At 71.7% G+C, this 11,140-nt stretch carries 6 protein-coding genes; all 6 read right to left on the bottom strand.

The features are described 5' to 3' along the window. Window positions 1–6 precede the first annotated feature (6 nt). The 6 genes from R6Y94_RS22490 to R6Y94_RS22465 all read right to left on the bottom strand — a co-directional run bounded on the left by R6Y94_RS22490 (window position 7) and on the right by R6Y94_RS22465 (window position 11,057). Window positions 7–2,724: a lantibiotic dehydratase gene (locus tag R6Y94_RS22490; RefSeq protein WP_318397871.1), complete on the bottom strand. Its 2,718-nt coding sequence runs from the start codon at window positions 2,722–2,724 to the stop codon at window positions 7–9. A gap of 8 nt (window positions 2,725–2,732) precedes the next feature. Further along, window positions 2,733–4,355: a nitroreductase family protein gene (locus R6Y94_RS22485; RefSeq protein WP_318397870.1), complete on the bottom strand. Its 1,623-nt coding sequence runs from the start codon at window positions 4,353–4,355 to the stop codon at window positions 2,733–2,735. 9 nt (window positions 4,356–4,364) lie between these two features. Further along, window positions 4,365–6,254 carry a TOMM precursor leader peptide-binding protein gene (locus R6Y94_RS22480; RefSeq protein ID WP_318397869.1) on the bottom strand — a complete coding sequence of 630 codons (1,890 nt, stop codon included), beginning with the start codon at window positions 6,252–6,254 and terminating at the stop codon, window positions 4,365–4,367. Beyond that, on the bottom strand, window positions 6,254–8,356 hold the full coding sequence (locus R6Y94_RS22475) for a TOMM precursor leader peptide-binding protein (protein WP_318397868.1): 2,103 nt from the start codon (window positions 8,354–8,356) through the stop codon (window positions 6,254–6,256). The genes R6Y94_RS22480 and R6Y94_RS22475 overlap by 1 nt, the downstream gene beginning before the upstream one ends. Beyond that, complete coding sequence (locus R6Y94_RS22470) at window positions 8,356–10,203, bottom strand: BTAD domain-containing putative transcriptional regulator (protein WP_318397867.1); 1,848 nt, start codon at window positions 10,201–10,203, stop codon at window positions 8,356–8,358. Before R6Y94_RS22470 ends, R6Y94_RS22475 begins: the two co-directional genes overlap by 1 nt. A gap of 200 nt (window positions 10,204–10,403) precedes the next feature. Further along, window positions 10,404–11,057 carry a response regulator transcription factor gene (locus R6Y94_RS22465; RefSeq protein ID WP_318397866.1) on the bottom strand — a complete coding sequence of 218 codons (654 nt, stop codon included), beginning with the start codon at window positions 11,055–11,057 and terminating at the stop codon, window positions 10,404–10,406. Window positions 11,058–11,140: the final 83 nt, after the last annotated feature.

The following is an 11,140-nucleotide window of genomic DNA, read 5'->3' as shown; positions in this document are numbered from 1 at the left end:
TCCGTCTCAGGCATCTCCGGCTCCGTCCGTCGGGGAGATCGGGAAGGTCTCGATGGCGAACTCGGCGACGTGGCCACCCCGGTCGGAGCTCGCCACCAGCTCGTCGCCGGCGGGCAGCATCTCGCGCAGCACCACGCGGTCCTCGGCGCCGTCCAGCGACGCCTCCAGGGCCAGCAGCGACAGATAGCTGTCACAGTCGACGTACTGGGGCTTCGGTTTCTGCTTCGCCCGGCCACCGTCCGCACCGTGCACGGTCGCGAACATCCGGGCGGGCAACCCGTTCGCCCGTCGCCACCGCTGCCAGCCGAGGAACCAGGCGGTGTCGGTGTCGCCATCACCGCGACGGGGAAGCGCGGCCGCCGTCATCGACCAGCTTCGCCGGCTGATCACCACGTCCCCGACCCGGACCCGTGGACGCGTGGTGACGCCGTCCACGGCCGGCGGCTTCGGCACCCCCCGCCACAGGTCGAGCGGGGCCATCGACGTCGGCGACAGCAGCAGGAGCGTGCGGTGTAGCTGTGGCAGCGCCATCGGCACCAGGTAGCCCAGATATACCGGGATCACCTCCTTGCCCAGCCGGTGGGAACGCAGCACCACCTGGTCGGTGTCGACGTCGTGCTGCACGTACAGGTCGGCCAGGGGCAGCTGGTTGGCCTCCGGCACCAGGCTCGTCTCCCCGGGGCAGACGATGACGTAGTCGGTGAGCTGCGCGTGCAGGTTCAGGTTGGTGGTCGCCGCGCCGCCGGTCACCTCGGCGAAGACGGCTCCCGGCGGCGCGACGGCGGCCGCCTGCGCCCGCAGTTGCGCGGAGAGCGGGGTGTCCTCGAAGCAGTGCGTGAAGCGGCTGAAGGGAAACGACAGCCCGCCGAGGGACTGGTTGAGCACCAGCAGGGGGCCCTCCCGCCGCCGGGCGACCTGGACGAGGTGAGCCTGCGGCCGGAACCCGCCGAGCAGGTCGCGTACGCCTCGACTGAGCTTGTTCAGCACCGTGGGATCGAGCTTCAGCTCGGGCGCGTCCGGTGCCGCCGCGGCAGCCGAGCGCAGGTAGTCGGCGAAGTCCTGCCTGGCCCGGTCGAGCGCCGGCAACTCCGGCCGGCCGAGCCAGTTCTCCTCGGGCCGGTAGGTACCGTCCTCGGCGAACGGTCGCAGGTCGGCGGTGTAGGAGGCGTACTGCTCGTACAGGTCCTCGTGGAAGTCCTCGACAAGGCGCAGCAGGTCGTCGCAGCGACCACCCCTGCCGTACCTGGCCAGGAAGAAGCCGTGGAACGTGACCCGGTGCGGCAGCGTCATGTCGAAGGCCGGCAGCACCCCTTCCACCGCGGCGAGGTCGCCGCCGACCAGCCGTCGCCACTCGTCGGCCGGCGTGGACAGGTCCTCATCGACGCGGCAGTCCTCGTAGAGCAGGGCCTGCGGCAGGGACGCCGCCTCGGCTCCCAGCCAGACCTGGATGTCCCGCAGCGCCTCTCGCAACCGGCGCAGGGCGGACCGCCGGTCGGCGAGTTCACCGACGCGGAAGGCCTCGACGAACTCGATCGGCTCGGCCAGGCGTACCGCCAGGTCGTCGGCCCAGGGCCGGTCGAGGGTGGTGAGGAAGTCCCGCAGGTTGCGCAGCGGATCGGGCGTGTGCACCTCGACGGCGAACCCGTCGACCTGGAGGATGCCCAGCCGGAGCAGGATGGACAGGTACTCCTCGCACTGCTCCGGGCTCGCCTGTGTCTGCTGCCGGAGCCAGGCGGCGAGGTCCGCGCAACGCCACGCACCGTCCTGGAGCAGACCGGTGAGCTGGTCGAGCAGGCCGCTGCGACGCAGGTAGAACAGCCCGTCCTGGATCGAGTCGAAGCTGACCGAGGCGCTGTCGTCGCCGGGCGTGACCCAACGCCGCACGTACCGCACCCGCTCGGCGTCCTGGCGCAGGCCGGGGCTCAACACCACCGGCAGGTCGCCCCGGCGGCCGAGGTCGGCGCTGATCGCATCCACGATGCGGGTCACCACCACCACGTTGAGCCGGACGTAGCTGCGCCACTGCGCCGGCACCGCGAGATCCGGTGCGGTCGCGTCCGGGTCGAATCCGCCGACCCCGATCCCGGTGAACGAGCTGAACGGGCTGGTCTTGCACGCGGTGCGGTAGAGGTACGACAGGACCGACCGTTCGACCCGCCGCATCTTCTTCGCCGGGGGCGGCGCGCCGTCACGCCCCGCGAAGGCGACGAGCTGCTCGTCCAGTGCCGGTGACGCGATCTGGATACCGGCGCGCAGCCGCGGGTCGCCGGAGAGACGCCACAGCTCGGCGCGGGAGCCGTCGATCTCCTTCTCCAACCGGGTGCCCAGCTCCTGCCGCAGCGACGCCATCCGCTGCGCGAGGGCCAGCCACTCGCGTACCGGGTCGACCGCGGCCGGGTCGACCGCGGCCACCGCGGCGAGCGCGCCGTCCTGGTCGGTGGGGAGCACGCCCTTGAAGATCCGTCGGCGCAGCGCGAGCAGCCGCCGCCGGGACTCGCCGTCCTCGTTGGCTCCGACCAGGTCGTGCAGCACGTCGCTGACGCGGTCGGCTACGGCGCGCAGCTCCCCCTCAAGGTCGAGGAGCTCGCCGGCGCAGCTGGCCGCCTCCGGGCAGCGCAACGCTGCCACCGTGTCGTACGGCAGGCCGCCGACCCGTACCGCGAAGTGGGTACCCAGACGGCGCCGCGGCGGCGCGGCATCCTCGACCGCGGGGAACGTCGTCATGGCCCGGCTCATCGCAGCTCGTGCCGGTAGTCGGCGGGCAGGTCCCGCTCGTGGCCGGCGAGCATGATCAGCAGGGGCGTCTCGCCGGTCGCGTCGAGCCCGAGCTCCTCGACGTACGAGACGGCGTCGAACCCGAGCGCGACACCGCAGCCGACATCGAGCGCCGCCGCGGCGGTGTAGACGTTCTGCGCCACTGCGCCGATCGTGGCGTTCACGACGTTGTAGCCACGAGGGCCGACCGCGTCCAGCACCGCGTGTACCCGGATGGTCGGCACTATCACCACCGCGGCCTGCTCCAGGTTGTAGTTGGGCAGGAAGTAGTTGCGCTGTAGGAACATGCCGGGCGGGCCGGGCCGGATGGCGCGCAGCTCGTGGCGCGTCGGGTCGTACTCGTAGCTGCCGGGTGCCACCCCGCGGACGTGGTTGACGAAGACGTAGAACTTCGTCAGGGTTCCGTCGTCGCTGGTGATCTCGGTCGGCAGGTGCGCCGAACATGCGGCGGTGAGCAGCGCGGCCAGGTCGGCCCCGTCCATCGCGACGCTGCCGTCGAACCGGCCGAAGCTGCTGCGCCGGCGGCTCAGCGCGGTGCGGATCGGTATGTCCATCGTGCTCGCCGGTGGGAGCGTCACCCGGTCGCCGCCGTCGGGCACGGCCCTGGCTGCGGCGGCGGCCAGGGCACCCGGCTCCGGCCGAGACGTGGCCGACTCCGCCGTCTCCCGGTGGATGCGCCGCAACGCGTCGAAGGTCAGTACGACGCGGGACTGCTCGGAGTCGCGCCGCAGCACCGAGGCACCGTCGGTCGCCGCGACCGTGACCGTGGCCGTGGTCCCCTGGGACGGGGCGTCGGTCGTCCCGGCCGCCGCCCACCTCAGCGGTACGACCGTGAACAGGCCCTCCTCTTCCGGGGGCACTCCGAGCAGGTGGCTGAGCGCCGCTTGGTCGAACCAGAACCTCGGCTCGATCCGCCGCCGCTGGCCACCGGCCCACAGCCGCCAGGTCTGCAGCAGCGTACCCACGTCCATCGACACCGCGTGATACGAGAAGTTGTTGTACTTGAAGGAGTTCGCCCAGTACTTGACGCCGACCACCAGGAACTGGGTGGTGTCGGCCGGCAGGTCGGCGGCGGCGCGCACCCGTGCCGTCACCTCACCGGCCAGCAACCGCTGCATCGCGTGGTGCCGGCAGGAGTAGTGGTACACGCCCGGGCAGACTCCGGCCCCGGGCCCGGCGACCCAGTAGACGCTGCACGGGTACAGGCCACCACCGGAGGCGGTGCCGCGGTGCCAGTTCGCCCGCGCGTACCACGGATACCCGGGCGTGTCGGTGTTGGCCTGGATGCCGAGCCGGCGGCCGATCAGCCCGTACGAGTCGCGGAGCATGGCGCCCAGCATCGGCAGGCTGAACGCCTCGTCGCCCGGATCCGGAGCGATGCCCGCGCCGACCGTGGCCGACCGGGGCGGCGGCATGTCGGGCAACGGGAACGAGAGGGCACCGGGGTAGTACTTCGTCGGCCGCGGCTTGTCCGACCAGTCGGGCTGGAAGTCGACCGGTGGCATCGGGACCCGGTTGCGCTCGAGGATCGCCGTCGCGTACTCGTGCGCGTAGCTGCCGGCAGTATCGGTTGTCGTCATCGCCTCACCTCAGGGGTACGGGTGCGGGACCCGGTGGATCTCGTCATCACGCAGGTCGTGGTCGGCCAGCCCGGCATGGCGCTGGGCGGTACGGAGGCGGGGCATGTGCAGGGCCCGCTGCCGCTGCCAGCCGAAGTCGATCGGCAACAGCCCCGGTACCGTCACGCTGGCCGTGTGCAGGCCGAGGTCCCGCTGTTCCGGCCGGGTCTGGTCGACCACGATCACGTCGAAGCCCTGCGCGGTCACCGTCGACACAGATCGTTCGAGGTCGTCACGCAGGTCGCCGGCGAGCGGGGGAGCCGGCCGGGCACCGGCGTACGTCTCGGTCATCGAGCGTGGCGCGGCGCCAGAGTCGAGCAGGAACGACGCGTGCCCGCGCATCTCCGGCAGCCCGTACAGCTGCGGATGGTCGTGCAGGTTCAGCACCTTGTCATAGGCGTCGACCATCTCGCGTATTTGGGGCTCCACGCTGGCGGCGCGCACCCTGAGCAGGATCGCGTCGGCCGCGATCTCGCACAGCGCCGCGGCGACCGCGGTCTCCGGGTCCAGGCTCGCCCCGCCGCCGAAGGCGAGCGTGCCGAAGCCGCCGTCGATCCGTTCCGCCACGGCGGTGACCGCGGGGATGTCGAACGTGCACCTCGCGTCGAAGAACCGGGCCCGGTAGCCGTACATCGCCAGCCGGTCCACCATGAGCCGGGTCTGAGGGCGGCGGCTGGTCTGAGGGTCGATCTCGGCCAGGGAGCGCTTGCCGTACCAGGCAAGCATGAAGGCGTCTCGCTCGATCACCTCCATCAGGCCGTGGTACACCGCCTCCACCAGGCTGCCGCCCGAGGCGCAGCCGTTGGAGCACTCCTGGACGAAGCGGTCCTCCACCCTTGCCTGGTGGTAGTAGACCGACACCTCGGGAACCAGGATCGGCCGCGCGTCACGCATCGACCATCCCCAGACCCAGGGGATCGGCCGATCGGGTGCGAACCGCCGGATGCGGCGGTTCGACTGGTAGAACTCGTCCGCGTACACCCCGCACTCGCGCGGGTCGAGTGCGTCTTCGCCGAGATCGTCCAGGGCCGCGACCACCGTGGTGCGCTTGCTGGACGGCCGCATACCAGCGGCCCGCTCAAGTCCCTCCAGCAGGCTCAGTCGTGCGCTGCGCGCGTAGCTGTCGGCGTGGCCACCGTGGATCATCTCCCGCAGGTACTCGCCGCCGCGCACCTGGAAGGCTCCGTGCACCGCCGCCGCCGACCGTGACGTGGCGTCGGGCCGCAGGCCGGGGCCGAGCACGCCGCAGACCGGGTTGACCAGCGCGGTGGTCGAGAGCGGATAGTCGGCGGCACTGCGGATGCGGAAGGCGTCCGGCGCGCGTTTCGGGCTCGCCGTCAGCTCCGGTGCCGTTGGTGCGTCCGGCACCGGACGGGCGCACTCCGGGCAGTCGCCGTCCGGTACCAGCGGCACCCGGCTCACCCGCAGCGTCTCCAGGTCGAGTACGTGGACGGTGGCGGTGGTGCCGGCCGCCGCCGCGAGCAGGGCGCGCAGGGCGTCCGCGGCGAACGGGGTCGCGTAGGGCCAGTCTCCCGCGGCGGCCGTTTCGCCACCCAGCTCCAGGGCGTCGCGCAGCTCCGCCGGCCGGATCGCCTGCCATCGCCGGGCGAGACAGCGGGCACAGCCGACCCCGCCCCGTTCGGGTGCGAGCAGGGCATGCCGGCCGTAGACCAGCACCCGCGCCTGCACTGTCGCGACGCCGCCCGCTGGCACTGTGGCGGTGAGTTCGTCGCGCACGCCGAGTTCGTCGCGCACGCCGAGCGGATACACGACGACGGGCGGCGCCGGGTCGGCGGCGTTCAGCAGCGCGCTGAGTGCTGCGGTGATCCGAGGTTCCGGGTCCACGGCGGCCGAGCTCATCAACAGGACCGTTCCTGGAGCACGACGCGGACCGCGGACAGTCCACCGGCCGGCAGGTCGGCGCCGCCGATCGGCACCACCACGACATCTGTGCCGGCCTTCGCCAGATCGTCCAGCACACCCTGCCAGCCGCCACCCGCGTCGAGCCCGACCGGAGCGGTACCGGCCACCGCGAGGGTGTCGGCGTCGAAGTCGACGAGCATGGGGTCGCACCCGTCGGTGGCCTCCGGGTCAGCCGACTGCTGTCGAAGCTGGACCCGCCCGAGCAGGTCGCACAGCGTACGCACAGCGGCCTTCCGCCACGACGGGTCGGCGGCGATCGACCAGAGCTTTCCGCCGCTGTGCGGCTCGACGCACCGGCCGAGCAGCGTGGGTACCCCACCCGGCGCACTCGCGGTGAGGTCGAGTAGGTCGACGGTGACGTCCAGATTCGCCGCTGACTTGGCGAGGAACCGCAGCTCCGGATCGTCCCCGAGGGCGTCCAGCGGCACCTGCGCCACCGGCGTACCGGCTATCGCGTCCCGCAGCGCGGCGAACGCCAAGGCGGAGGCGAGCCCATCCCGAATCGCCTCGGCGGGGTCGAAGCCAGCCCCGGCTCCGGCGCGGCTCGGCTCGACAGCCCGGTCCGCGTTGGCGATGCCGAACGGCTCGACCACCGCCCGCGGCAGTTCGACCCGCGCGTCGCTCGTCAGGCAGTCGCCGGTAACCGGTTCCGCGTCGTACGCGCCCGCGCCGAGCTGATCGGCGTACGTGACGGCGGCCAGCGCCAGCGCGCGCGTACGGGCCCCGACCACATGGTGTACGTCGAAGGCACTGATCCGCCGGGGTGTCCCCGACGGATCGGTGAACCGTACCGTACCGATCTTGACCGGCGTCTGCTCCCAGTCCTCGTCGTCGTAGCGCTGGAACACGCCGGTGTGCGGCTGCAGCAGGAGGTCCCGCGCGGCCAGCTCGGCGGCCTCGGCGTCGGCCGCCTCGTCCTCGTCGGCGACCTGGGCGGGCGACGGCGCGTCGACGACGACGGCGGCCAGCGGGATCCGCGGTGGTTCCGGCCGGCAGTAGACACACAGTGGGTGCGGCAACAGCGGTTCGCTGACCACGTCGAGCGAGTCCAGGTCCTGCACGATCAACTTGCCGTCGGTCTCCGCGGTCAAGGCGCCGGTGGTGAGCCGGAACACCTCGAACCCCAGAAGGTTGCCGATCATGGCTGCCAGCGGGCCGACCGGACGGGGGAGGGTCGACGGCGCGGCGGCGACCGCCACCTGGCGCCAGACGTCGGCGGCGGCGGCACCGCCGGCGTTGGCCGTCAGCCGCAGCATCGCGCAGTACCAGCAGCCCGGGTGACCGGCACCGCAGGCCGGGCCGACGATCGCCCGGCTGCCGAACGTCCACGCGGGAATCATTGTCTTGCCCTCGGGAACGCCGGCGGCGAGCAGTCGGTGCGCCAACCGGGCGGCGCCGTCGCCACCGGCCACCAGTACGACGTCGGCCTCGGTCAGGTCGGCCCAGCTCAGCCCGTCGCCGCCGGGCGGCCAGTCGAGCACCGTGGACGGTACGCCGGTGGAGCGCAGTTCCGCGGCTTCCGCAGCGGCGGTCCCGTCACCCCTGCCGACGAGCGCTACCCGGGCCATCCCGTTGCGTACCAGGCTGGTGGCGCAGGCGTGCGCGATCGGCCCGCTCCCGATGACCGCCGCGGTGCTGTCGCGGAAGGCGGCGAACCGTTGCGGCGCGCCATCGACGTAGTGGTCGATGTAGCCGATCTGGCTGGCGAACCGCTTCGCCACCGCCGCGCCGACGACCGTCGCCGGATCCACCTCGTCGGGCGGGATGTCGCGGGCGAGCTTGCGGGTCAAGAGGGCGCTGACAAGTTCGCCGACCATGGCGCGTTGCGGCTCGGGCAGCTTGGCGCAGAGCTCGGCTACCGTCCGGCGTCCGTTGAGGTGCGGGACCAGCAGGCTGGCCAGTCGATAGGCGCTGGGTGAGGTGATCCGGAAGCCGCCCGCCGGGTTGTGAAAAAGAACGCCGTCATACGCGGCGGTGAACAGCACATCTCGGCGGATCCGAGGCCGGGTGGCAGCAACGGACTCATACACAGCTGTCATCAGAACTCCGTTCCTGAAGCGGTGAGGGTGACAACGGCATCGGCGTCCGGCCGCCGACCGTCGGTGGCGGCACGGGAGTAGAGCCGAAGGAGTTCGCGCATCCGGTAGTGCCCCGGACGCTCCTCGAACAGGCTGGCGTCGGCGAGCTGGTCGACTATCGCCTCGGCGACGTCGGGGGTGACCCGCAGCCGGTCCGCCACGGCCGGCAGCGCGAGCGCGTCCTGGTCGTGGGTACCGAGGCTCAGGAACGCGTCCACCAGTGCCGGGGGCAGCCGGTTCACCGCCGTGTCGAACCGGCTGAGCAACGACATGTCCGGGTCGCCGGGAAGCGCCAGCCGATTGATCGGATCTTCGCGGAGCCAGGCGACCGACTCGGCCAGGCTCGCACTGGTCCGGGTGAGCAGACGGCCGGCGGCGATCCGCAACGCCAGCGGCAGTTGGCCACACAGTTCGGCGAGCTCCGCCGCGGCGGCCGGCTCGGCCTCCACCCGCTCCTCGCCGATGAGCGTGGACAGCAGCGTGACGGACTCGGCGGGGTTGAGCCCCTCCAGCCGCTCTATCCAACCACCGAACCGCGCGACGACTCCGGCGAGACTGAACTGGCTGGTGAGTAGGACGGCGTCCCCGGGCGTCCACATCGGCGCGACGGTGAGCGCTTGCTGCACGTCGGCCACATCGTCCAGGATGAGCAGGCCGCGTCGCCGTGCGCCCGTGCGCGTCCAGCCCGCCACCCGGGCGGCCAGCTCGTCGGTGGTCAGTGGCTCGCCACCCGGGGCCCGCATTTTGATCATGAGTTGGCCGGCCGGAAAGTCCTCTCTCATCCGTGCCGCCACGTGCCGGGCCAGCGCGCTCTTACCGACGCCGGGTGGGCCGGTCAGCACGACGATGCCCGTCGCGGTGACGAGCCGTCCGGCCACTACCCGGACAGCGGCGGCGCGTCCGACGAACTCCCGCGGCGCCCGGACGGACGGCCGGCTCGCCGCCGTGTCGGGCGGCTCGGCGGGCTGGCCGGAGGTGGTGATCTGAGCCCGCCCGTCCAGCATTTGTCCGGTCAGGATGCTTGACTCGAGCCGCCGCAGGCGGGGCCTGGGGTCGACGCCCAGTTCGCCGGAGAGGTAGTCCTTGATTCTCCGGTACTCGGCCACCGCCTCGGTCTGCCGGCCAGTCCGGTACAGCGCCTCGATGAGCTGCTCGGCGAAGCGTTCGTTCCCCGGGTAGGCGCGGGTGGCCTCCCAGAGTTGGACCAGGGCGGTCGCGGTGAACCCTAGCTGAATCTTCAGGTCGCAGAGCCGCTCCAGGACCCGCAGCCGCTCCTCGTTCAGCCTCGGCACGATGTCGCGGTGCAACGCTTCCGACGGCACGTTGGCCAGCACCGGACCGTTCCACAGCGCCAGGGCCGCCTCGAGGAGCACCAGCTGCTGATCGTCCTGCGGCCGCGAATCGGCAGCCTTGGCCAGTTCGCGGAACCGGACCAGGTCGACCGTCTCGGCGGACGCGCGGACCCGGTATCCGCCAGGCACCGTCTCGATGGCCGTGGCGGTGATCCCATGCCGGACGAACAGCTGGCGCAGCCGCATGGCGCAGGTCTGCAGCGCCCCCTTCGCGGCCGCCGGCTGGTCGTCGCCCCAGATCGCCTCCTGCAGGGCGCCCACCGAAACCACCTCGTTGGGGCGCAGCAGTAGCGCTGCGAGCAGGTTGGTTACCCGGGACGGCGGCAGCACAACTGCCTCCGTGCCCTTGGCGAGTGCCAGCGGACCAAGCACCCGGAATGTCACCTCGGCCTCGGAGAGCCGCTCGGCCGTATCACCGTCCGGATCCGGGTTCGCTGTCCGCACGGCCGGTCGCATCGCACCCTCCTGTTCGCTCGTCGAGCCGGCAGCCAGCGACGGTCCCGTTACCTGGGACTGTTACGCATGACCGAAATGTTTCGAGGCTTGGTCACGGCAAAAGGTAGCCCGCATCCGTAGGCCCCGGATACGTCACATTCCAGCGGTCGTCTCGTGAGCGACGGTCGCCGTGCCGGGGGCGGCCATCGACCGCGACGGGATCAGATTCCCGGAATGAGGCGCAGTTCCATGGCGACCCGGGTCAGCCCGGCCTTGTTGTGCGCCCGCACCTTTCGCCGCACCCGATGGAGGTAGGTGTCCACGGTGGGCTTGGAGAGGCCGAGCTGCTGGCCGATCTGCTTGTGGGTGAGGCCTTGGGCGACAAGCGTGAGCACCTCCCGCTCCCGCGGCGTGAGGACACTGACCGATACGGCGCCGACGGTCCGGTCCGGGTCGTCGCCGGGCTGGTCGGACAGCGAGCGATCGGCCGCGAGGACGGTGCCGAGGTTGCTTCCGAGGTAGAAGTCGCCGGCGGCAACGGCGCCGATGGCCCGGACAAGGCTGGTGACGCTGGCTCCCTTGGACAGGTAGCCCCGGGCACCGGCGCGCAGCGCCGCCCGCACATCGTCGGGGTCCGTCGAGTTCGACATGACCACTACCGGGAGGTTCCCCGGTAGCTGGAGAGGCTGGCGGACCGGCTGGGCAAACGGATCTCCGACCGCGATGAGGGCGTCCCGCGGATACGCGAGCAGCTGCGGATCCGCGAAGGCGGCGAAGACGCCGGCCAATTCCAGGCTCGCCGCGTCCTTGAGCACCTCGATCAGCCCGCGGAAGGTAACGGATCGATCATCGATGATCGCGATCTTGAGGCTCATTGCCGCGGCGCTCCTCTACAGCGGGTCAGCGCGTCACACTTCGTTGATCGATGCAATGTAGATGAGGCCTTGTCGGCTACGCG

Origin of the sequence: Plantactinospora sp. KLBMP9567 (genome assembly GCF_033446045.1) — a bacterium.
In the GTDB taxonomy this organism is placed as follows: Bacteria; Actinomycetota; Actinomycetes; order Mycobacteriales; family Micromonosporaceae; genus Plantactinospora.
The sequence above is the reverse complement of the archived record's forward strand: the minus strand, read 5'-3'. Positions and strand labels throughout refer to the sequence as shown.